Source organism: Pseudomonas syringae pv. coryli str. NCPPB 4273 (assembly GCF_000972175.1).
In the GTDB taxonomy this organism is placed as follows: Bacteria; Pseudomonadota; Gammaproteobacteria; order Pseudomonadales; family Pseudomonadaceae; genus Aquipseudomonas; species Aquipseudomonas syringae.
On sequence record NZ_AWQP01000069.1, the window covers coordinates 1 to 21,210 of the forward strand.

Here is a 21,210-nt window from a genome sequence, read left to right on the forward strand (position 1 = left end):
GGGTCGGCATTCTACGGATATGCGAATGCCTGTCAATCTGTTTTTTTGCTAACCCTATGAAATACAGCGTTTTTTGCCAATCGACAGACAAGGGCTCTTTTGGCCTGCTGCTGGCAGAGCTTTTATATCTCGGGTACGATTGCCGCCATCGTCAAGAATATTAAACGGAGTCTCAGGATGGCAAACACGCCCTACCCGCAGTCCTATTATGCGGCTTCAGCCAATGCGGCCCCGGAACGTCCGGCGCTGCAGGGTGAAGTCGAAACTGACGTGTGTGTCATCGGAGCCGGTTACACAGGCTTGTCCAGCGCGCTGTTCCTGTTGGAAAACGGATTTCGGGTCACGGTGCTGGAAGCGGCCAAGGTCGGCTTCGGCGCATCGGGGCGTAATGGCGGGCAGATCGTCAACAGCTACAGCCGCGACATCGATGTCATCGAGCGAACCGTGGGGCCACGCCAGGCGCAATTGCTCGGGCAGATGGCCTTCGAAGGCGCCTCCATCATTCGCGATCGGGTTTCCCGTTACGGCATTCAGTGCGACCTGAAAGATGGCGGTGTATTCGCAGCGCTAACCAGCAAGCAACTGGCGCATCTCGAAGCCCAGCAGCGGCTTTGGGAGCGCTACGGGCATACCGGCCTCGAGCTGATGGACAAGCGCCGGATCAATGAAGTCGTGGCCTGTGATCAGTACATCGGCGGGTTGCTGGACATGACCGGCGGGCATATTCATCCCCTCAATCTGGCGCTGGGTGAGGCGGCGGCCGTTGAAACACTGGGTGGCACCATTTACGAGCAATCAGCGGCGATTCGTATCGAGCGCGGGGCAAACCCTGTGGTGCATACGGCGCAAGGCAGGGTCCGGGCCAAGTTCATTATCGTGGCCGGCAATGCCTACCTGGGCAATCTGGTCCCGGAGCTGGCGGCCAAGTCGATGCCGTGCGGCACTCAGGTCATCACCACCGAGCCGTTGAGCGATGAACTGGCAAAAACCCTTCTGCCGCAGGATTACTGCGTCGAAGACTGTAATTACCTGCTGGATTACTACCGCCTCAGCGCCGACAAGCGCCTGATCTTCGGCGGCGGTGTGGTATACGGGGCCAGAGATCCCGCCAATATCGAAGCCATTATCCGGCCGAAAATGCTTAAGGCATTCCCGCAGCTCAAGAACGTGAAGATCGACTACGCGTGGACCGGCAACTTCCTGCTGACCCTGTCTCGCCTGCCCCAGGTTGGACGACTGGGCGACAACATCTATTACTCGCAGGGCTGCAGCGGACACGGTGTGACCTACACCCACCTGGCCGGCAAAGTACTGGCCGAGGCGCTGCGCGGTCAGGCAGAGCGCTTTGATGCGTTCGCCGACCTGCCCCACTACCCGTTCCCCGGCGGCCAGGTGCTGCGCACCCCGCTGACTGCGCTGGGCGCGTGGTATTACAGCCTGCGTGACCGACTCGGTTTCTAGGCTCGCTGAACGTAAAACGGCACCTTATCGGTGCCGTTTTTGTTCCTGCCGCGTTGATTTCATTTAACGCCGCGTGCCAGCGTTCTTTTCGCCTCGCCCGCTGCCTGTTCCTGTCCTGATGTCGATAACGCTTCGGCCGCCTGCAGCCAGCGCTGCGCATCGACATTGGCCGGCAACTGCCGGGGCGACTGAATCAGCACCGCCCAACTGCCCGCGTCTTTCCAGGCCGAGGTGAAGCTGCTGAAGCTCATTGAATAGCGACGATCCATGCCTGCGTTGAGCAGCACGGTCTCCTTGATGCGGTTATAGCCGATCAACACCGCATAACGCGGTCCTTTCCACAACGCAGAGCCCTGGGTGAACCGCAGCATGACCGGATAACCCGCCGAGACCTGGGTCAGCAGGTCCTGCAACTGGCCATCAAGCGGGTACACCATGAAACCGTACTCACGCGCGACCTTCTGCATGTTCTGCTCGAGCCGGTCCTCGGCACCCGGCAATTGCAACGGCTTGTCGAGCAAACCAGGCGTCGTCTGCACCTGCTGGTTGGCCAGCATGCTAGCCAGCACCATCGGCCCGCTTTGATAGGCATTACCCCGGAAGAACGGGATCGACGTCAGCTCGACCCGGTCCGGAAGGCGTTTCATCTCCGGCGTAACCATTGACGAACAACCGGCAAGGCCCATCAGCAAGGCCGCAATCAGCCATGAACGCAGCGCACCGGGAGTACCGGTAAAGAAAGAAACCGACAGCATGTTCACTCACTTCAACTGTTGTCGGGCAACCCGCGACCCGACCTGAGCACCGATGATAGAGCTGACCGGGTCTCGGGGATAGCCGTGTGTGGCACCTCGACCAACAGAATGGCGAAAATAATTCATAGCCCGATGCCACTGGTCAATTAACCGAAACATGCCCCGTACTAGACTGTCAGTTATCAAGACCGCAACAAAAAGCAGGAATGTGGAGGCACTTATGAGCCTGGAATTGACAATAGTGATGCTGATCGCTTCGTGGCTCGCCGTCGCCAGCGCGATGCTGTGGGGGGTGATGCGTGTATCCCGTCGCCGTCGTCAGCCGCGCAGCGTCGAGCCGCGTGCGGCACAACCGGCTGTACTTGCAAAACACATCAAGGCCCCCGCTGTAGCAGCCAGCTGATTTACAGGAGTACGAGCAGCGTTTAGCTGATCTGCCCTCCTCAGCGTATTTGCCCGCACCTTGAATGCAAAAGGTCGACCCTGCTGCCAGGGTCGACCTTTTTTACAGCTTCGCCAGTTATCAGTGCGTGGACACCTGGGCAACCGCTTTCTTGCGTCTTGCCCTGCGTACCAGCATGTTCAAGGCTTCAACGGCTGCCGAGAAGGCCATGGCCGCGTAGATGTAACCCTTGGGTACGTGGGCGCCGAAGCCTTCGGCGATCAGCGTCATACCGATCATGATCAAAAAGCCCAAAGCCAGCATGACCACCGTCGGGTTGTCGTTGATGAATTTCGCCAGCGGGTTGGCTGCGACAAGCATCACCACGACAGCAGAGATGACCGCGATGACCATGATCGGCAGGTGTTCGGTCATGCCCACGGCAGTGATGATACTGTCGATGGAGAACACCAGGTCCAGCATCAGGATCTGTACGATCGCCGCGCTCATGCTCAACATCACCACCGAACCCAGGGCTTTCTCTTCCTCGGTCTTGATGTCCATGCTGTGGTGAATTTCCGTCGTTGCCTTCCAGACCAGGAACAGACCACCGGCGATCAGGATCATGTCCTTCCAGGAGAACGCCTGACCGAGCACCTCGAAAACCGGCTCTGTCAGTTGCACGATGTAAGCAACGGTACTGAGCAGGCCCAGGCGCATCACCAGCGCCATGCCGATACCCAGCTTGCGAGCCTTCTCGCGCTGATGCTCAGGCAGCTTGTTGGTGAGAATCGAGATGAAAATCAGGTTATCGATGCCCAGTACGACTTCCATCACCACCAGTGTCGCCAGCGCGATCCAGGCTGCCGGACTTGTCGCGAGTTCCAATAGGTATTCCATAGATCACTGCCCTGCCTGCGCCAATAGTTGTAAGTCAGATTTCTTTATCAGACGTGTTTTCGGTTTCAGCCGAGTTTGGTGGTGATTCCTGCAACGAAAGTTCCTGCCTTGCCTCGTCCAGTGCCTGGGTTGCGGCTTTATGGGTGTCATCAACCACCTGTTTTGCACTGTCAGCGGCGGCATTCACCACATGCTTGGTGGAAGACTCTAGCTGATCGCATCCTGCCACTACCAGCAGCGAACCGCTCAGCAATACAGCATAAAGGACTTTGTTCATGGGCTCCTCAATCAGTGAAACCGGGCGACCTGTTCAGCTCGGCGTTGGAGCGGATTCTAGACATCTTGAAACATAAGGAAAATTCGATTTTATAAGGCATATACTTCGGTTTTACCGAATCGGCAGAAAATATGCTCAATTACCGCCAGCTTCACTACTTCTGGGTCGTGGCCAAGACCGGCAGCATTGTGCGCGCCTGCGAACAACTGAATCTGACCGCGCAGACCGTTAGCGGGCAGATCAGCCTGCTCGAGGCGTCACTGGGGGTCGATCTATTCCAGCGCGTCGGTCGGCAACTGGAAATGACCGAAGCAGGTCGCCTCGCCCTGCCCTACGCCGAACAAATGTTCCAGCTCGGCAATGACCTGGAAAACCTGCTGCGCTCGCAGCCGGATGAACAGCAATTGCTGTTGCGCATTGGTGTGGCCGACGTGGTGCCCAAGTCCATTGTCTACCGCCTGATCGCTCCGACCATGACGCTGGATGAGCCCATCCGCATCACCTGTCGCGAGGACAAGCTGGAACGACTGCTGGCAGACCTGGCCATCCAGCGTCTCGACCTGGTGATTTCCGACAGCCCTATGCCGCCGCATCTGGACATCAAGGGCTATAGCCAGAAGCTGGGAGAATGCGGGGTCAGCTTTTTCGCCACACGTGAAATGGCGGAGCGTATCGGGAACGATTTTCCGCAGTGCATGCACGGCGCTCCCCTGCTGATTCCAGGTCAGGAAACCGTGGTTCGAGGCAGACTGATGCGCTGGTTTGCCGAACAGGCCATCCAGCCGCGCATCATTGGTGAATTCGATGACAGCGCGCTGATGAAGGCGTTTGGCAAATCCGGCAGCGGCGTGTTCGTGGCGCCCAGCGTGATCGCCGACGAAGTGCAGGACCAGTATGGCGTACAAGTGCTTGGCCATACTGACGCGGTGACCGAATCGTTCTACGCCATCACCGTCGAGCGCAAGGTCAAGCACCCCGGCGTTGTCGCCATTGCCGAAAGTGCTCGAAACCAACTGTTTACCGATGCAGGCTAAGCCGGGAGCGGCCCCGGATCACGCCTGATCAACAACAGCGCCAGTACAATCGCCAGCACGATGATGCCAGCAGCGGCAAAACCGACGTTGCCCAGCCCCAGGTGATCAATGACCCGGCCGCCGATCACCGCGCCGATGCCAATGCCAAGGTTGGCGCCGGCGATGTTCAGTGACGCCGCGAAGGCAGGTGCTTGCGGCGCGGCCTTGATCAGTCGCACATGGCTGACCAGAAACAAGGCCGCCTGGGTGATACCCCAGACCGCCAGCGCGAGTGGCAAGGCCACCACCGAATGGATACTCGGCACCACCGCGACCATGCCGACCACCATGAAGGCGCAGAACACCAGGCTGGCAATCAACGGATGGCGGTCGACCATGCGCCCGCCCAGCGAGTTGCCCAGCAAGCCGACAGCGCCAAAGCCCATCAGGCACCAGCCCACCAGAGCGCCATCGAAACCGGCAAGACGCTCGAGCATATCCGCCAGATAGGTATATGCCGTGAACATGCCGCTGAACACCAGCACCGAGAGCAGCACATGCCCCTGCATCATCCGGCTGCGCAGGATGCCGAACTGCTTAAGGATCGATACCGGGTTCTGCTTGGCAGCCGTCTTCGGCAGATAGACCGTGAGCAACAGTGCCTTGGCGAACGCCAGAACGGCCAGCACCAGAAAGGCCGTGCGCCAGCCGAATGCGTCCGAAATCAGAGTGCCGATGGGAATGCCGAACACCGTGGCGCAAACGATGCCGAAACCGATCCTGGCAATTGCCCGGCCGGCAAACTGCGGACCGACAATGTCCACGGCGGTCTCGCTGGCCAGCGCCCAGAACACCGGCAACCCCAACGCCGGAATCAGCCGGGCGATACCCATCACGGCGATATTGGGCGCCAGCGCCGCCAGGACATTTGCAAAGCCGAACAGCACCAGGATGCTGACAAACAGGCGCTTACGCTCGAAGCGCGAAAAATACGCGGTCAGAAAAGGACCAAAGGCGGCGACGGTGAATGCAAACAGCGTCACCAGCAGCCCTGCTTGCGAGACCGTGACATTCAGGTCGCGGGCAACGGCTGGCAACAGACCGACGATAACGAATTCTGTGGTCAGCACGGTAAACCCGGCGGCTGACAGCAGAAGGATGGGCAACAACATGAATACTCCAGAACAACAACAGACGCCGCTGCAACAGCGCGGCCTGCGGGAGGGGGATTAAAACAGCTTGAAGGTGACTGTCACGCCAATGCTGCGCACTGGCATGCAGTTAGTGAAGCAGAGCCCGAAAAACGAGGCGGACACTCCGATAATTCTCGTTCCCACGCTCCGCGCGGTAATGCATTTCGTGACGCTCTGCGTCACCCAATCCATGCCAATGCGGAGCATTGGCACGAGGGTCAGTTGGCTTTGTGTATAACGCCGAGGGCCGAGAACATCAATGAGGCTTCAGCCCCCACTGTTTAGAACTTGCCCATGAAATCACGCTTGCCGATTTCAACGCCGTTATGGCGCAGCAGATCGTAGGCAGTCGTGACGTGAAAGAAGAACTGCGGCAAGGCGTAGCTGAGCAGATAGGCCTGACCGTTCAGGCGTTTTTCCTTTTCAGTGCCGGGACGCAGGACGATTTCGATGCCTTCCTTGCCGTCGACCTGATCCGGGGTGATGCTGCCGATGAACGCGAGAGTCTTGGCAAGCAGTGCCTGCAACTCGGCAAAGGTGGTTTCGGTGTCATCGTATTGCGGGATCTCGACGCCTGCCAGGCGCGCTGAGGCACCTTTGGCAAAATCGACGGCGATCTGCACCTGACGGGTGAACGGCAGCATGTCCGGGAACAAACGTGCCTGCAGCAATGCTGGGGGCTGAATTTTCTTCTCGGTCGCGTAGGCTTCGGCTTTGGTCAGAACGTCGCTCAGCGCGTTGAGCATTTGCTGAAAGACAGGAATGGAAGCGGCGTACAGGGAAATAGACATGACATATCCTGATTGAGAAAGGCGCAATTATAGACTCACATGACGCCAAACGCCGTGACACTTTTCAGCGCTCCTGCAGATCCGTGCAGCAGACACTGGCAATAATGTCCGCCACGCCCTACGCTGATCCACCGCCATCACTCAGGGAAGCGTCATGTCCATCGAATCGTCCTCCACCGAATCCTCCCCGAATGCCGAGGCGCTACAACTCAACGGCACCGAAGTGCGCATTCTGGGCTGCCTGATCGAAAAACAGGCGACCAATCCGGAAACCTACCCGCTGACCCTCAATGCACTGGTGACTGCCTGCAACCAGAAGACCAGTCGTGACCCTGTCATGAACCTCACCCAGGGGCAGGTCGGCCAGAGCCTTCGAGCCCTGGAAGGCCGCGGCCTGACGCGGCTGGTCATGGGCAGTCGCGCCGATCGCTGGGAGCACAGGGTCGACAAGGGGCTCGAGCTGGTCCCGGCGCAGGTGATCCTCACGGGTCTGTTGCTGCTGCGCGGGCCGCAGACCGTCAACGAGCTACTGACCCGCAGTAACCGCATGCACGATTTCGAAGACAGCGAGCAGGTCGTCCACCAGCTGGAACGCCTGATCGCCAGAGGTCTGGCGATGCTCGTGGCGCGCCAGTCGGGCCAGCGCGAAGACCGTTACATGCACCTGCTCGGTGACCCTGAATCGCTGCAGGAGCTGATTGCCGCCCGCCAACAGGCACCGGAGCGACATTCGGCAAGCCCGGCGGCCAACTCGCGTATCGATGAGCTGGAGGCACGGGTCGCGGCCCTTGAAGAACGCCTGGCCAGACTGGAACACGCCGAGGCGTAATGTGCCCTGCCCGACCCGACGGCTAGCCGGCTCTGGCGAAGGCTGCCGCCCGCTGATACTGCTCATCGGTCGGGCGCACGCCGGTATAGAGCACAAACTGCTCCAGTGCCTGGATCGCCGCCACTTCATCACCACTCACCACACGCTTGCCCAGGCGACGTGCAGCCTGGATCAGCGGCGTGTCGGCGGGGGTAGCCACCACATCGAAAACCGTTTCAGCGGCGTCGATGGCTTGCAGGTCAAACGACAGCTGGTCAGCTTGCGCGCCCTGCATTCCTAATGGAGTGACATTGACCAGCAAGGGTGGCCGAGCGCTGCCCAGCTCCGCCTGCCAGCGAAAGCCGCACGCCTCTGCCAGACGCCGGCCAGCCTGCTCGTTGCGGGCCACGATCAGCCCCTCGGTGAAACCCGCATCGCGCAGCGCGAACGCAACCGCCTTGGCCATTCCCCCGCTTCCACGCAGGGCAAACGCGCTGTGCGGCACCGCATGGCTCTCCATCAGTTGAGCGACGGCGATGTAATCGGTGTTGAACGCCTTCAGATGCCCGTCGGTGTTGACGATGGTATTGATCGACTGGATAGCGGCAGCCGAGGCGTCCAGTTCGTCGACCAGTTCGATGCAGGCCTCCTTGAAGGGCATCGAAACTGCGCTGCCACGAATCCCCAACGAGCGTATGCCGGCCACGGCGGCGGCAAGGTCATTGGGGGCGAAGGTCTTGTAATAGAAGTTCAAGCCCAACTGCTGGTAAAGATGATTATGGAAACGCACACCAAAGTTGCCGGGACGGGCGGCCATGGACATGCACAATAATGTCTCCCTGTTAGCAGTGACGGACATCGGGTGTTTCCTCCAGACGGTAATGGCTTGAATCTTCGATAGAAGCGTATGCTACGCACCAGTGAGCGCGAGGACATACGCGGCACACCTTACATAAAATTTACTCAGCACTTTCGCAGATTCTTACAATTTCGGTGTCATAGTGTTATCCCGTGGCAGTGCTTGAGAGTAATGCAGGCGCGCGACAACGGGTTGAGAGCGAGGAACAGTCATGATTCGTCAAATCCCCAAGATCGCCTTGTTTGTAGGTGCCCTGGCCCTTGCTGGCCAGGCGAATGCTGACCGTGGCTGGGGTGGCCCTGCCGTGGTAGGTGCTATCGTTGGCGCTGCCGTTGTCGGGGCGGCGGTATCTTCAGGTCGCGACAGAACGGTGTACGTCGAGCGCGAGCCGGTATACGTGCAACAGCAGCCGGTCTACTACGCGCCGCCACCGGTCTATTACCAGCCGGCACCGGTCTATCAGGTTGTCGAGCGCTACCCACCGCCTCCACCGCCAGGCTACTACCATCGTTACGGGCCACCGCCAGGCCCCGGCTATTACTACGGCCCGCCACGCGGCCGCTGGTAACCGAACAAAAAAACCCGCCTTTTCAGGCGGGTTTTTCGTTGCTGTGCTCACACTATGGGCTGCCAATGCAATGCGCCAAACCCTCGTTGTTATCAATGACCACTATTGAGAGCGTCGATTTCTGACTTGCCCGCCCGCCCTCTACAGTAGCGCCATGGATTGAGGAGGCACTTATGACCAAGGTACACATCATGTCCGTCGTCGGTAGCGCAGTTCCAGCCCCGCTCAGAGCGCGCGGCCTGTTGGCCTGCTGGTACCTGATTCAGGATGGCGAACCCGTCAGCGGCCCGCTCGCGTCATTGCCTGTTGCAGAGGCCCTGTCGCGGCAAATGCAGTGCCAGCCCCTCAACAGCTGACTTCTTCTGCAAACCTCGTGCGTTGCTCCGCACATCCCTTGCCCGCCTCTTCGATGGCGGGCTTTTTTTGCCACGGAAAACGCCGGTGACCAGACTCAGCCGCGCTCGGCCATGGCCGCGTTGACCTGACAGCGATGGGTCAGTTTCTGCAGGCGTTTCTCCAGCGCCATGAACACCACGCGATCGGTACGGCCGCTGTCGAGTTCATCGATCAGGTCATTGGCGACCTGACGCAATTCATAAGCCAGCACCACGCGGTCATCGTTAAGATCCTGTTTATGTGACTCGAACAGACGATGCAGGTAATCCTGCAAAGTGTATTTCAGGCTGTGCCTGTCACTGGCGCGCAGATGGGTCAGGTTGAGGCTGATGCGGCCCTGCAGTTCGCTCAGCTCGCCGCACAGGTACTGCATGCGCCGCGCGTAGCCCACTTCCCGGTCACGTATCTGCTTGTGCGCCAGTTGCGCTTCCTGCTTGCGCTGGATGGCCGGTACTGCAACGGCCGCCATCAGCCCGACAATCAGGCCGATCGCCTGCATCCAGCCCGCCCAGTCGCTTGGACGTGAGGTAAAGCCGACACCCAGCAGCAGAATGACGATCAATGACGCGATGATCACCAGTACTGCGTAATCCTTGCTGACAAACCCCTTGAGCATTGCATGACTCCTGAATCGGTGACCTGAATGGCATGGAATGCTAATCGGTGCGGGCCTTGCGCACCACGAATATTCAATTGAGATTCGGTTTTTGGCAGGTTGCAGAGCAGAAAGCGACTTAACAGCAACTTAATGAACGACCGATTGCGTCATTTATTGCGCAAACGCCTACCCCAGCCCATCGACATACGGCAAAGTCTGCTCATAAAATGCAGCGTTTTGACGCGATCCCTTCCATTTACCACCTTTTATCGAGTGAGCCTTGCTCTTGAAAATCCGTCTGTCTCTTTTGGGCCTATTATTTGTACTTACCGGCCCCGTGCTTTCCACCCCTACGCAGGCAAACGAACCTGCCGTCCTGAGCCGTGATCCTTCCAACCTGCACCTTGCCTCAGGCAGCGCAATGGTCATCGACCTGCAGACCGACAAGGTGCTGTATTCCAGCAACCCGGATGTGATCGTGCCGATTGCCTCGGTCACCAAGCTGATGACCGCGATGGTCGTGCTGGATGCCAAGCAGCCGATGGACGAAGTCATTCCGGTGAACATTTCCCAAACCCCGGAAATGAAAGGCGTCTTCTCCCGCGTCAAACTCGGCAGTGAAATGAACCGTCGGGACATGTTGCTGATTACCCTGATGTCCTCGGAAAACCGCGCCGCAGCCAGCCTGGCGCACAGCTATCCGGGCGGCTATCCGGCGTTCATTCTGGCGATGAACGCCAAGGCCAAGGCGCTGGGCATGAAACACACGGCCTACGTCGAACCTACCGGTCTGTCGGTGTACAACGTGTCGACCGCGCGCGACCTCACCAAGCTGGTGATGGCGGCGCGCAAATACCCGCTGCTCAGTGAACTGAGCACCACCGAGCAGAAGACCGTGACCTTCCGCAAACCGACCTACACCCTCGGTTTCAGCAACACTGATCATCTGGTGCGCAAGGACAACTGGGACATCAAGCTGACCAAGACCGGCTTTACCAATCAGGCCGGTCACTGCCTGGTGCTGCTGACCAGCATGGCCAACCGCCCGGTTTCAGTGGTGATTCTCGATGCGTTCGGCAAGTACACGCACTTCGCCGACGCCAGCCGCATACGCAAGTGGATGGAAACCGGCCAGAGCGGCCCCGCGCCCGAAGTGGCCCTGCAGTACAAGAAGGAAAAGAACCTGGTCATGAGACAGACCGGTATTCAAGCCAGAGACTGAGTGGCGCAAGCGACGAAAAACGGTCGCGATGCTTGCACATCGCGACCGTTTTTTATTTGCCCGAGCGACACTCAGTTGTATTGAGTGACCAGCTTGGTATTCAGGTAGGCCTCAATGGCTTCGGTGCCACCTTCGGAACCGTAACCGGAATCCTTGATCCCGCCGAACGGCACTTCCGGCAAACCAATACCCTGATGGTTGATCGACAGCATGCCCGCTTCGATATAGGTGCTCAGCGCCTGGGCAGTCTTCATCGACGTGGTGAAGGCATAGGATGCCAGCCCGAACGGCACGCGGTTGGACTCGGCGATGGCCTCCTCCAGCGTGTCGAACGGCACCAGCAGCGCGACGGGGCCGAAAGGCTCCTCATTCATGATGCGCATGTGCGGCTTCAAGCCACTCAACACCGTCGGCTCGAAGAAATAGCCCACCCCCTCGACAGCCTTGCCACCGGCAGACAACGTCGCGCCACCACGCACCGCGTCATCGATCAGATCGACCAGCGCAGGAATACGTCGATCATTGGCCACCGGCCCCATGGTGGTGCCTGCCTCCAGACCGTTACCGACCTTGATTTCGCGAGTCAGGCCGACGAATTTCTCGGTGAACGCATCGAGGACCTTGCGCTGCACCAGAATCCGCGTCGGCGACACGCAGACCTGCCCGGCGTTACGGAACTTGGCGGTGGCCAGCACGCGAGCGGCGAGGTCGATATCCGCATCATCGAACACCAGCGCCGGTGCATGACCGCCCAGCTCCATGGTCGCCCGTTTCATGTGCTTGCCAGCCAATGCGGCCAGTTGCTTGCCGACCGGCGTGGAGCCGGTGAAGGTGACCTTGCGGATGACCGGATGCGGGATCAGGTAACCGGAGATTTCTGCCGGGTCACCGTAGACCAGGCCAATGACGCCGGCCGGCACACCGGCATCGGCGAAGGCGCGAATCAATTCGGCAGGCGACGCCGGCGTTTCTTCCGGGGCTTTGACGATGATTGAGCAGCCCGCAGCCAATGCCGAGGACAACTTGCGCACCACCTGGTTGATCGGGAAATTCCACGGCGTGAACGCAGCGACCGGGCCGACCGGCTCCTTGATGACTTTCTGCTCGATGGACACGCCCCGTGATGGCACGAGACGGCCATAACTGCGACGCCCTTCTTCGGCCAGCCAGTCGATGATGTCCGCCGCCGACAGGGTTTCCATACGCGCTTCGGCCAGCGGCTTGCCCTGCTCCTGCGTCATGATTCGGGCGATACTGTCTGCACGCTCGCGAATCAGGTTCGCCGCTTTCTGCATCAGCTTGTAGCGATCATAAGCCGAGGTCGCGCGCCAGGTGGCAAAACCACGCTCGGCGGCCGCCAGGGCTTCGTCAAGATCGGCGATACCGGCATGCGCCACAGTGCCCAGCGCCTCGCCCGTCGCCGGGTTGATGACTGACAACGTGCGATTGTCGCGGCTCGCGCGCCACTGACCATCGATATAAAGCTGTACGTCTGGATACATGAACAATTTCTCCATAAGTCGCTGAAAGGAACGGTGTGGCCGATGGATCAGACTCGCTGATCAGCACCGGCCATCGGCAAAAATGCCAAGCGCTACGGCTCGTCGATTTTGCGACGCGTCGTGACGCGCGTCGACAGGCTCACAACACGTTTGACGCCGGTGGTCTCATAGGCCTGCGCTATGCTGCACTTACGACGATACTTTACTTACATAGCCTGGACTCAAGTCACCAGTCAGGGATGACGTGATCATGAACGTACAGTCTGCCGCACTGCATCATCATACGCCCCGCCTGAATGTCATTGAGCCACGCGGTCTGGAGATTCGCGCGATTGATTTTTGGCGCAACCAGGCCACGGACACGCCGACAGTTCTTATAAACCGCGTGGCTCATGATGCTGCCGGGCATCCGGTCAACTGCTGGGATGCAAGGCTCTGGGAAAGCCAGGCTGCCGTCAATCTTGCTACTGTGTTTTCCCTGAGTGGTCAGGCGCTTCTCAGCGACAGTGTCGATGCCGGTTGGCGGCTGATGTTGGCCGGTGACAGCGGCGCGGTCGTGGCTGGCTGGGATGGCCGTGGGACTGAGCGGAGCGTGCAGTATGACGCCCTGCTCAGACCCGTCGCCATCATTGAAAACGGACGCTGCGTCGAGCGGCGGCAATACGGCGGGCCGGATACCAAGGGCCATAACCAGTGCGGCCAATGTATACGCCATGATGACCCGGCTGGTTCGCGAATGGATGACGAGTTCGCCCTGGCGGGTGGCGTGCTTGAACAGACGCGGCATTTTCTCTTCAATCCCGAAAATGTCGACTGGCCAGAACCGCTGACAGAACGTGACGCCTTGCTCGAATCTGGTCCAGGCGCAACTACGCGCTGGGCACACAGTCCGCTTGGCGATGTCATCTCGCAGACGGACGCCCAGCGTAACGTCCAGACCTTTGCCCATACTGTGGCAGGTCATGTTGAGGCCATTTCACTTGGCCTCCCCGGACAGACAGAGCGAGTTCTGGTTCACAGTATCGATTACGACGCTCAAGGCTACGTAACCTCGGAAACTGCTGGCAACGGCGTTGTGACCAAGGCGCTGCACGACGCCGCAAATGGCCGTCTGATCGAACTCAAAGGCACACGGGCAGATGGCCAACTGCTGCAACATCTGCTGTATGACCACGACCCGCTGGGCAATGTCCTGCGTATTAATGATCGCGCCCAGCCGACACGGTGTTGTGCCGGTCAGCGCATTGAGCCGGTCTCGACTTATCAATACGACACGCTTTATCAGTTGATCCAGGCTACCGGCAGGGAGGCCAAGAAAGTCAACCAAGGCCCTGTTTTTCCATCCTTCCAGACTCCCCTCGATGCGACGCAGCTGGCCAATTACACGCAAACCTACCGTTATGATGCGAGCGGCAATCTGTTGCAACTGACTCACACTGGCACCCAGTCCCACTCGCGCACCCTGGTCACTTCGCAAACCAGCAATCGCAGCCTGCCGGTTATCAACGATCGACCGCCGGATGAAGCGGCCATCGCTGCCGCATTCGACGCCAATGGCAATCTGAATGAGTTGCAAGCCGGGCAAGCGATGAGCTGGGACTGGCGCAATCAGTTGCAGCAAGTGCGGCCTGTGGTTCGGGAAGCGGGTGACGACGACAAAGAGCGCTATGTCTACGACGCCAGTGGGCAACGCCTGCGCAAAATTCATACGACCAAGGCGAGAGCCGTTGTCCACAATACCGAAGTGCGCTACTTACCAGGCCTGGAGGTGCACAGCAACAGCGCCACAGCCGAGACTTTGCACGTTATCGTCACCCAGGCCGGGCGCAACGAGGTACGGGTGCTGCACTGGCAGGCGGGTCAACCCGAAGGACTTGAAAACGATCAGGTTCGCTACAGCTTCGCCGATCATCTGGGGTCCGGCGCCCTGGAGCTGGACAAAAATGCGCACATCATCAGCCAGGAAAGTTACTACCCGTTTGGTGGTACGTCGTGGTGGGCAGGACGCAGTACGGTTGAAGCCAGCTATAAAACCATTCGTTATTCCGGCAAGGAACGCGATGCGACGGGGCTGTACTACTACGGCCTGCGCTATTACGCGCCGTGGTTGCAGCGATGGATCAATCCGGATCCGACGGGCACAGTGGACGGGATGAATCTGTATCGTTTTGTCAGGAATTCGCCTTTGCGGTTTGCTGATCAACAAGGGGCTGCTCCCCACGACGTTCCTTTTACAGTCGTCGCAGACGACCTTTCCGAGTTCAAGCCTGAGCAGCAATTTAAAATATTTGCCGCCAGGGATGTTGCCGTTTCATTATTGACGTTCACGCGTTCCGAGCTGTTAAAAGCATCACCAAGTGAAGACGTAAAGGAGGCATTCGACGCAACCTTTGGGGCGCTGGCCCCCAGCGCTCGCGCCGCTACGAGTATCGACGTGGAGGATTCCTTACGGCAGATGCAGGAGCTCATTGAGGGCATCGGCAGTCCAGAATCCGATCTGACGCTGTTTCTTTTTAATGGACCCGAAAACATTCTCGCATCGACTCGTTTTCAAGGCGAGTTTCAGGAATCGGTCGAACGGATTGGGGTGTCGGCCTCCCTGCTTGCCAACTACGATGTGCTGGAAGTTGCACGATCCCTTATTCACGAGGCCTCCCATGTCCAACTGAATACGATGGATGCGTTTTATTATCTGACGGATGCTGGCAAGCTCCTCGTCGACGGAGCGGATACTGCACAGGTCGAGGCATGGTCCAGCGAGATCCGAATGTCATTAAGAGAAATCTCGCAGCATGGCCCCGACGAAGAACAATTTGATCCTGCCGACTATATAGCCGCTATGCAGGCGTTGACCAAGAATGCGCGCACCCCGGCACGGCGAAAACAAGAGTTCTTGAGCAACACGACGACCCGGACTTTATTATTGCAGATGAATGCCGACACGCTTTCGTCGCTGGTCATGGCGACCGGCCAGCCTGTCCGATATGCGCAAACACGGATGAATCAGCCTGGAAATTAGACAAACAATGGCAGTACCCGCTTGTGCAGATACAAAGTGCCATTGACGCCTGAAAAAACGGTACCTGTCTGGGCACCGTTTCAACAAAAAAGGCGTTGTCGGGGTAATTACAGAATCGGCTTGCCGCCCGTCACTGCATAGCGCGAGCCGGAAATGTAACTGGCTTCGTCCGAGGCCAGCAGCACATAGATCGGCGAAACTTCCACCGGCTGCCCCGGGCGTCCCAGCGGCGTCTCGCTACCGAAGCTTTTCACATCTTCGTCGGTCATGGTCGCCGGAATCAGTGGCGTCCAGATCGGGCCGGGAGCAACACTGTTCACGCGGATGCCCTTCTCGCCCAGCAACTGCGCCAGACCGCCAGTGAAGTTGGCAATCGCGCCCTTGGTGGTCGCGTAGGCCAGCAGCGTCGGCTTGGGCATGTCCGAATTCACCGAACTGGTATTGATGATCGAGCCGCCCCGCGGCATATGCGGAACCGCAGCCTTGCAGATGCGAAACATCGCCGTGATGTTGATATCGAAAGTCTTGACCCACTCTTCGTCGGAGATTTCGTCCAGCGTTTCATGCGTCATCTGGAACGCAGCGTTGTTGACCAGTACATCGATGCGACCAAACTCTGCAACGGTCTTGCTCACGATGTCTTCGCATTGCTGCTTCTGCGCCAGGTCGCCCGGCAATAGCAGGCATTTGCGACCCGCCTCTTCGACCCAGCGCTTGGTTTCTTGCGCGTCCTCATGCTCGCTCAAGTAGGAGATCGCGACCTGCGCGCCTTCACGTGCGAAGGCAATCGCGACTGCACGGCCGATGCCGCTGTCCGCGCCGGTGATCAGCGCGATCTTGCCCTGCAGACGTCCAGAGCCCTTGTAGCTCTTTTCACCGCAATCGGGATAGGGGTCCATCTTGCCCTGCAGGCCTGGGACGTCCTGTGGCTGACTGGCAAATGGCGGCTTTGGGTATTCTTCGTTCATTTGAATAAATCTCTTTAAATAAAACGTTGTGGCTGAAGTGCTGATGCCCTTGTCGATCGCCTGTGGCAGATAAGACAAGGGCTCTCAGGCCAGGCCTGGTCAACTGCGCTTATCACGCACCTGGCTTGAGCACGACCTTGGTCCAGCCTTCATCACGCGCATCGAAGTGCTTGTAGGCGTCAGGGCCTTCTTCAAGTTTCAGGCGATGGGAAATGATCTGCGACGGTTTGGCGCGACCGTGGTGGATCAGCTCGGCAAGGCGACGGTTGTAAGCCTTGACGTTGGCCTGGCCGGTGCGGATCTGCTGGCCCTTGAACCAGAACGAACCGAAGTCGAAGGCCATCTTGCCTTCTTTCGCGAGGTCGCTTTTGGCGCCCGGATCCTGCGGCACGAAAACGCCCACGACACCGATTCCACCCGTCGCCTTGGTCGAGGCAACGAGGTTATTCATGGTGACGTGGTTGGCCTCGTGACCATGACGGTCGCAGCACTGATAACCGACGCACTCACAGCCTCGGTCAGTGCCTTTGCCATCGGTCAGATTGAGGATCTGATCCACTGCGCCCTGCTCCAGCGAGTTGATCGGCGTCGCGCCCATCTTCGCCGCGAGTGCCAGACGATCTGGATGGTTGTCGACCACGAACACCTGCGAGGCGCCCTTGATCATTGCCGAGTGAGCGGCCATCAGACCGACCGGACCGGCACCATAGATGGCAACGCTTTCGCCAGGCAGCAGCCCGGCCAATTCGGTGGCATGCCAACCGGTCGGAAAGATGTCCGAGAGCATGACGTAATCCTCTTCACGCTCGGCGGCATCTTCGGGCAACAGCAGGCAGTTGAAGTCGGCATACGGCACACGCAACAGCTCGGCTTGGCCACCTTCATGATCGCCCATGTCGGCAAAACCGTAAGCCGCACCCGCGCTGCCAGGGTTGGCAGTCAGGCAATAACCGGTCAGGCCCTTCTCACAGTTTTCGCAAAAGCCGCAGCCGATGTTGAACGGCAGGCACACCCAGTCGCCCACCTTGATACGGTCGACGCCAGCGCCGACTTCAATCACCTGGCCGAGGTTCTCATGGCCGAAAATGCGCCCGGTCTCGAAAGACGTACGGCCTTCATACATGTGCAGGTCCGAGCCACAGATATTGGTGGAGGTCACTCTGACAAGAGCATCTGTTGGCTTCTGGATCTTCGCATCCGGTACGTTTTTGACACTGACGTCACGCGGACCGCCATAGACGATGGCTTTCATGTTCGGAGTCTCCTTGGTGAAAAATTCGATGGGGCTTTTTAGGGCTCACCGAATATCTGTCACAACCAGGAGACGCCTGTTCAAAGCGATTGCCTTCGCACCTGACGAATGGTCGTCGATGAGCGCGAGCTAGAGCTGTGCGTGCGCCTCGATCCCGGTAAACGAGGTGAACGACAGGCCCGATATTCGCCGCAAATAAAGGATTTGCATGCACAATCTTATGGTATACCATCAGACGAAATACAAAGACATCTGCTCCGGGAGTCGTTCATGAGCTTTGAAATTCGCAAGATCGTCACGTACACCGAAGAAACCTTCATCGAGGGCGGCAAGGCCACCGACAAGCCGGTCACCATGATCGGGCTGGCGGCGGTGATCAAGAACCCCTGGCTGGGCCGTGGTTTCGTCGAAGACCTGAAACCGGAGATTCGCGCCAACTGCTCCGCACTGGGCGAGTTGATGGTCAAGCGCCTTACCGACGCGATTGGCGGTGCAGAGAAAATCGAGGCCTACGGCAAGGCTGCCGTGGTCGGGGCGGAAGGCGAGATCGAACACGCTTCAGCCGTGATCCATACCCTGCGCTTTGGCAATCATTACCGTGATGCCGTCAAGGCCAAGAGCTACCTGAGCTTCACCAACAAACGTGGTGGCCCGGGTACGTCGATCCAGATTCCGATGATGCACAAGGACGATGAAGGGCTGCGCTCGCACTACATCACCCTGGAGATGCACATCGAAGATTCGCCGCGTGCCGACGAAATCATCGTAGTCCTTGGTGCCGCCAACGGTGGGCGCCTGCACCCGCGAATCGGCAATCGCTATATCGACCTGGAAGAGCTGGCGGCCGAAAAAGCCCAGTAACTCATGAAGGGCTCGTGGCCCGATCATCTTTAACCTCTGCGCAGGAGCGATCCATGATTCAGCTCACCGCTGAACACACCCCGGCGGGTACCAGCTATCTGGCTACCGGCCAAGGTCACCCCGTGGTGTTGATTCACGGGGTGGGCCTGAACAAGGAAATGTGGGGCGGCCAGATCGTCGGTCTGGCCACGCATTACAAGGTCATCGCCTATGACATGCTCGGCCATGGTGCCAGCCCCCGCCCCGACCCGGAGACGGGTCTGCCGGGCTACGCCGAACAACTGCACGAGTTGCTGACGCATTTGCAGTTGCCGCAGGCGGCGGTCGTCGGTTTCTCGATGGGCGGTCTGGTGGCGCGGGCGTTCGCGCTGGAGTTCCCTCAGCACCTGTCGGGGCTGGTGGTGCTCAACAGCGTGTTCAATCGCAGCGCGGAACAGCGTGCCAGCGTCATTGCGCGCACCAGCCAGGCTGCCGAGCATGGCCCGGACGCCAACGCGGGCGAAGCGCTGTCTCGCTGGTTCAGCCGTGAGTATCAGGCAGCCAGCCCGGCGCAGATTGCGGCCATTCGGCACAACCTGGCCAGCAACGATCCGCAGGGTTACCTGACCACGTACAAGCTGTTCGCTACTCAGGATATGTACCGCGCCGAGGATCTGGGCGATATTCGCGCACCGACGTTGATCGCCACGGGCGAACTTGACCCGGGATCGACGCCGCAAATGGCCCGCGAACTGGCCGCGCGTATCCCCGGTGCCGACGTCGCGATATTGCCCGATCAACGCCATATGATGCCGGTTGAATCGCCACGTCTGGTCAACCAGGTGCTGCTCGGTTTCTTCGAAAAGATCGGCCTCGACAAGCCAGCGTCCGCTCACCATTCGATCAAGGGGATTGTTGCATGAGCCTTACCCGCTTTCAGATGTGCATCGACGGTCAGTGGGTCGATGCGTTGTCCGGCAAGACCTTCGACAGCCTCGACCCGGCGCTGGCCGAACCCTGGGCGCAATTGCCGGATGCTGACGCAGCCGACGTCGAACGAGCCGTTCAGGCCGCCCAGAAAGCCTTCGAGGGTCAGGCCTGGCGCGGCCTGACGGCCACGGCACGCGGCAAGCTGTTGCGTAAGCTGGGCGACCTGATTGCCGAAAACAAGGAGCAACTGGCGCAGCTGGAAAGCCGCGACAACGGCAAACTGATTCGCGAGACCCGCGGGCAGGTCGGCTACCTGCCGGAGTTCTTTCATTACACCGCAGGGCTGGCTGACAAACTCGAAGGCGGCACCCTGCCCCTCGACAAGCCGGACCTGTTCGCCTACACCGTGCACGAACCGATGGGCGTGGTGGCCGGGATCATTCCCTGGAACAGCCCGCTGTACCTGACCGCCATCAAGCTGGCACCAGCACTGGCTGCTGGCAACACCATCGTCCTCAAACCCTCGGAACACGCCTCGGCGACCGTGCTCGAACTGGCGCGTCTGGCACTTGAAGCCGGCATTCCGCCTGGCGTGGTCAACGTCATCACCGGTTACGGCCCGACCACTGGCGCAGCCCTCACCCGGCACCCGCTGGTGCGCAAGATAGCCTTCACCGGTGGCGCGGCCACTGCGCGACATGTGGTGCGCAGCAGCGCGGAAAACTTTGCCAAACTGTCACTGGAGCTGGGCGGAAAATCACCCAACATCATCTTCGCCGACGCCGACCTGGACAGCGCCATCAATGGCGCCGTCGCCGGCATCTATGCGGCGTCCGGGCAAAGCTGTGTTTCCGGCTCGCGACTGCTGGTGCAAGACGAAATCTACGACGAGTTCGTCGAACGCCTGGCCGAGCGCGCCAGCCGGATTCGCATCGGCAATCCGCAGGATGAAGGCACTGAAATGGGCCCGATGGCCACTGCCCAGCAACTGGCTGTGGTAGAAGGCCTGGTGGCCGACGCGCTGGCCGAAGGTGCACGCCTGCGCCTGGGCGGCAAGCGACCGACGCTGGACAGCAAAGGCTGGTTCTATGAACCTACGCTGTTCGAGTGCGATCACAATTCGATGAAGATCATGCAGGAAGAAGTGTTCGGCCCGGTGGCCTCGGTGATTCGTTTCAAGGACGAAGCCGAAGCGCTGGCCATCGCCAACGACTCTCAGTTCGGCCTCGCCGCCGGAATCTGGACCCGCGACCTGGGACGTGCGCACCGTCTGGCGCGGGATATTCGCTCAGGTATCATCTGGGTGAATACGTATCGAGCCGTGTCGGCCATGGCGCCTATCGGTGGTTTCAAAAATAGCGGCTACGGTCGTGAGAGCGGGATAGACTCCGTGCTGGCCTACACCGAACTGAAAACGGTGTGGATCAACCTTTCGCAGGCGCCCATGCCTGATCCATTTGTCATGCGTTAACGAGG

Annotated in this window: 21 protein-coding genes; 11 read left to right on the plus strand and 10 right to left on the minus strand. The window is 59.2% G+C overall.

Annotation, left to right across the window (positions count from 1 at the left end; genetic code table 11):
* The first annotated feature begins 177 nt into the window (after positions 1-177).
* The gene (locus P406_RS23660) at positions 178-1,461 is read left to right on the plus strand and encodes an NAD(P)/FAD-dependent oxidoreductase (protein WP_003416423.1); all 1,284 of its coding nucleotides are present in this window, start codon (positions 178-180) and stop codon (positions 1,459-1,461) included.
* A gap of 59 nt (positions 1,462-1,520) precedes the next feature.
* On the opposite strand, the gene P406_RS23665 is transcribed toward P406_RS23660, so the two are convergent.
* On the minus strand, positions 1,521-2,216 hold the full coding sequence (locus P406_RS23665; protein ID WP_046237530.1) for a peptidase C39 family protein: 696 nt from the start codon (positions 2,214-2,216) through the stop codon (positions 1,521-1,523).
* A gap of 220 nt (positions 2,217-2,436) precedes the next feature.
* Here P406_RS23665 and P406_RS23670 point away from each other — a divergent pair, with 220 nt between their 5' ends.
* Positions 2,437-2,619 (plus strand): hypothetical protein, encoded by a 183-nt coding sequence (locus P406_RS23670; RefSeq protein ID WP_046237531.1) that lies wholly within the window; start codon positions 2,437-2,439, stop codon positions 2,617-2,619.
* A 120-nt stretch (positions 2,620-2,739) separates the two neighbouring features.
* Here P406_RS23670 and P406_RS23675 read toward each other — a convergent pair whose 3' ends face one another.
* Together P406_RS23675 and P406_RS23680 are read right to left on the minus strand one after the other, a co-directional pair.
* Positions 2,740-3,498 (minus strand): TerC family protein, encoded by a 759-nt coding sequence (locus tag P406_RS23675; protein ID WP_046237532.1) that lies wholly within the window; start codon positions 3,496-3,498, stop codon positions 2,740-2,742.
* Between the two features lie 34 nt (positions 3,499-3,532).
* Entirely contained in the window at positions 3,533-3,775 is a 243-nt protein-coding gene (locus P406_RS23680) for a hypothetical protein (protein ID WP_024959827.1), read from the minus strand.
* 131 nt (positions 3,776-3,906) lie between these two features.
* Between P406_RS23680 and nhaR the strand changes: the two genes are divergently transcribed.
* The gene (gene nhaR / locus P406_RS23685; protein ID WP_046237533.1) at positions 3,907-4,809 is read left to right on the plus strand and encodes a transcriptional activator NhaR; all 903 of its coding nucleotides are present in this window, start codon (positions 3,907-3,909) and stop codon (positions 4,807-4,809) included.
* Here the strand turns inward: nhaR and P406_RS23690 are convergent.
* Positions 4,806-5,960: an MFS transporter gene (locus P406_RS23690; protein ID WP_046237534.1), complete on the minus strand. Its 1,155-nt coding sequence runs from the start codon at positions 5,958-5,960 to the stop codon at positions 4,806-4,808. The genes nhaR and P406_RS23690 overlap by 4 nt on opposite strands.
* 302 nt (positions 5,961-6,262) lie before the next feature.
* Positions 6,263-6,772 (minus strand): DUF1993 domain-containing protein, encoded by a 510-nt coding sequence (locus P406_RS23695; RefSeq protein ID WP_003369297.1) that lies wholly within the window; start codon positions 6,770-6,772, stop codon positions 6,263-6,265.
* A gap of 154 nt (positions 6,773-6,926) precedes the next feature.
* Here P406_RS23695 and P406_RS23700 point away from each other — a divergent pair, with 154 nt between their 5' ends.
* Complete coding sequence (locus P406_RS23700; RefSeq protein ID WP_046237535.1) at positions 6,927-7,601, plus strand: YceH family protein; 675 nt, start codon at positions 6,927-6,929, stop codon at positions 7,599-7,601.
* A 22-nt stretch (positions 7,602-7,623) separates the two neighbouring features.
* Here the strand turns inward: P406_RS23700 and P406_RS23705 are convergent, their stop codons facing one another.
* Positions 7,624-8,439 (minus strand): shikimate 5-dehydrogenase, encoded by an 816-nt coding sequence (locus P406_RS23705; RefSeq protein ID WP_046237536.1) that lies wholly within the window; start codon positions 8,437-8,439, stop codon positions 7,624-7,626.
* 211 nt (positions 8,440-8,650) lie between these two features.
* On the opposite strand from P406_RS23705, the gene P406_RS23710 reads away from it, so the two are divergent.
* Together P406_RS23710 and P406_RS23715 are read left to right on the plus strand one after the other, a co-directional pair.
* Positions 8,651-9,007, plus strand: coding sequence for a hypothetical protein (locus P406_RS23710; protein ID WP_003410180.1), 357 nt, complete (start codon positions 8,651-8,653; stop codon positions 9,005-9,007).
* Between the two features lie 173 nt (positions 9,008-9,180).
* Positions 9,181-9,363 carry a hypothetical protein gene (locus tag P406_RS23715; protein ID WP_003416408.1) on the plus strand — a complete coding sequence of 61 codons (183 nt, stop codon included), beginning with the start codon at positions 9,181-9,183 and terminating at the stop codon, positions 9,361-9,363.
* A 95-nt stretch (positions 9,364-9,458) separates the two neighbouring features.
* Here the strand turns inward: P406_RS23715 and P406_RS23720 are convergent, their stop codons facing one another.
* Positions 9,459-10,019, minus strand: a complete 561-nt coding sequence (locus tag P406_RS23720) for a hypothetical protein (protein ID WP_003318017.1) — start codon at positions 10,017-10,019, stop codon at positions 9,459-9,461.
* Between the two features lie 268 nt (positions 10,020-10,287).
* Here P406_RS23720 and pbpG point away from each other — a divergent pair, with 268 nt between their 5' ends.
* Positions 10,288-11,223, plus strand: a complete 936-nt coding sequence (gene pbpG, locus P406_RS23725) for a D-alanyl-D-alanine endopeptidase (RefSeq protein WP_046237537.1) — start codon at positions 10,288-10,290, stop codon at positions 11,221-11,223.
* Between the two features lie 71 nt (positions 11,224-11,294).
* On the opposite strand, the gene P406_RS23730 is transcribed toward pbpG, so the two are convergent.
* Positions 11,295-12,725 carry an NAD-dependent succinate-semialdehyde dehydrogenase gene (locus tag P406_RS23730; RefSeq protein WP_046237538.1) on the minus strand — a complete coding sequence of 477 codons (1,431 nt, stop codon included), beginning with the start codon at positions 12,723-12,725 and terminating at the stop codon, positions 11,295-11,297.
* Between the two features lie 250 nt (positions 12,726-12,975).
* On the opposite strand from P406_RS23730, the gene P406_RS23735 reads away from it, so the two are divergent.
* The gene (locus P406_RS23735; RefSeq protein WP_046237539.1) at positions 12,976-15,744 is read left to right on the plus strand and encodes an RHS repeat domain-containing protein; all 2,769 of its coding nucleotides are present in this window, start codon (positions 12,976-12,978) and stop codon (positions 15,742-15,744) included.
* A 107-nt stretch (positions 15,745-15,851) separates the two neighbouring features.
* Here P406_RS23735 and P406_RS23740 read toward each other — a convergent pair whose 3' ends face one another.
* Together P406_RS23740 and P406_RS23745 are read right to left on the minus strand one after the other, a co-directional pair.
* Positions 15,852-16,712: an SDR family oxidoreductase gene (locus P406_RS23740; RefSeq protein WP_024691873.1), complete on the minus strand. Its 861-nt coding sequence runs from the start codon at positions 16,710-16,712 to the stop codon at positions 15,852-15,854.
* 112 nt (positions 16,713-16,824) lie between these two features.
* Entirely contained in the window at positions 16,825-17,964 is a 1,140-nt protein-coding gene (locus P406_RS23745) for a glutathione-independent formaldehyde dehydrogenase (RefSeq protein ID WP_003318011.1), read from the minus strand.
* A gap of 270 nt (positions 17,965-18,234) precedes the next feature.
* On the opposite strand from P406_RS23745, the gene P406_RS23750 reads away from it, so the two are divergent.
* The 3 genes from P406_RS23750 to P406_RS23760 are packed head-to-tail and all read left to right on the plus strand — an operon-like array spanning position 18,235 to position 21,205.
* Entirely contained in the window at positions 18,235-18,825 is a 591-nt protein-coding gene (locus tag P406_RS23750) for an amino acid synthesis family protein (RefSeq protein WP_003348679.1), read from the plus strand.
* A 53-nt stretch (positions 18,826-18,878) separates the two neighbouring features.
* Positions 18,879-19,727, plus strand: coding sequence for an alpha/beta fold hydrolase (locus P406_RS23755; RefSeq protein WP_003416402.1), 849 nt, complete (start codon positions 18,879-18,881; stop codon positions 19,725-19,727).
* Positions 19,724-21,205, plus strand: coding sequence for an aldehyde dehydrogenase (locus P406_RS23760; protein ID WP_046237540.1), 1,482 nt, complete (start codon positions 19,724-19,726; stop codon positions 21,203-21,205). Before P406_RS23755 ends, P406_RS23760 begins: the two co-directional genes overlap by 4 nt.
* The last annotated feature ends 5 nt before the right edge of the window (positions 21,206-21,210 follow it).

Bases quoted from the DNA above. Each gene is read 5' to 3' on its own strand.
- P406_RS23660 (WP_003416423.1), top strand. From the start codon at position 178: ATGGCAAACACGCCCTACCCGCAGTCCTATTATGCGGCTTCAGCCAAT.
- P406_RS23665 (WP_046237530.1), bottom strand. From the start codon at position 2,216: ATGCTGTCGGTTTCTTTCTTTACCGGTACTCCCGGTGCGCTGCGTTCA.
- P406_RS23670 (WP_046237531.1), top strand. From the start codon at position 2,437: ATGAGCCTGGAATTGACAATAGTGATGCTGATCGCTTCGTGGCTCGCC.
- P406_RS23675 (WP_046237532.1), bottom strand. From the start codon at position 3,498: ATGGAATACCTATTGGAACTCGCGACAAGTCCGGCAGCCTGGATCGCG.
- P406_RS23680 (WP_024959827.1), bottom strand. From the start codon at position 3,775: ATGAACAAAGTCCTTTATGCTGTATTGCTGAGCGGTTCGCTGCTGGTA.
- nhaR (WP_046237533.1), top strand. From the start codon at position 3,907: ATGCTCAATTACCGCCAGCTTCACTACTTCTGGGTCGTGGCCAAGACC.
- P406_RS23690 (WP_046237534.1), bottom strand. From the start codon at position 5,960: ATGTTGTTGCCCATCCTTCTGCTGTCAGCCGCCGGGTTTACCGTGCTG.
- P406_RS23695 (WP_003369297.1), bottom strand. From the start codon at position 6,772: ATGTCTATTTCCCTGTACGCCGCTTCCATTCCTGTCTTTCAGCAAATG.
- P406_RS23700 (WP_046237535.1), top strand. From the start codon at position 6,927: ATGTCCATCGAATCGTCCTCCACCGAATCCTCCCCGAATGCCGAGGCG.
- P406_RS23705 (WP_046237536.1), bottom strand. From the start codon at position 8,439: ATGTCCGTCACTGCTAACAGGGAGACATTATTGTGCATGTCCATGGCC.
- P406_RS23710 (WP_003410180.1), top strand. From the start codon at position 8,651: ATGATTCGTCAAATCCCCAAGATCGCCTTGTTTGTAGGTGCCCTGGCC.
- P406_RS23715 (WP_003416408.1), top strand. From the start codon at position 9,181: ATGACCAAGGTACACATCATGTCCGTCGTCGGTAGCGCAGTTCCAGCC.
- P406_RS23720 (WP_003318017.1), bottom strand. From the start codon at position 10,019: ATGCTCAAGGGGTTTGTCAGCAAGGATTACGCAGTACTGGTGATCATC.
- P406_RS23730 (WP_046237538.1), bottom strand. From the start codon at position 12,725: ATGTATCCAGACGTACAGCTTTATATCGATGGTCAGTGGCGCGCGAGC.
- P406_RS23735 (WP_046237539.1), top strand. From the start codon at position 12,976: ATGAACGTACAGTCTGCCGCACTGCATCATCATACGCCCCGCCTGAAT.
- P406_RS23740 (WP_024691873.1), bottom strand. From the start codon at position 16,712: ATGAACGAAGAATACCCAAAGCCGCCATTTGCCAGTCAGCCACAGGAC.
- P406_RS23745 (WP_003318011.1), bottom strand. From the start codon at position 17,964: ATGAAAGCCATCGTCTATGGCGGTCCGCGTGACGTCAGTGTCAAAAAC.
- P406_RS23750 (WP_003348679.1), top strand. From the start codon at position 18,235: ATGAGCTTTGAAATTCGCAAGATCGTCACGTACACCGAAGAAACCTTC.
- P406_RS23755 (WP_003416402.1), top strand. From the start codon at position 18,879: ATGATTCAGCTCACCGCTGAACACACCCCGGCGGGTACCAGCTATCTG.
- P406_RS23760 (WP_046237540.1), top strand. From the start codon at position 19,724: ATGAGCCTTACCCGCTTTCAGATGTGCATCGACGGTCAGTGGGTCGAT.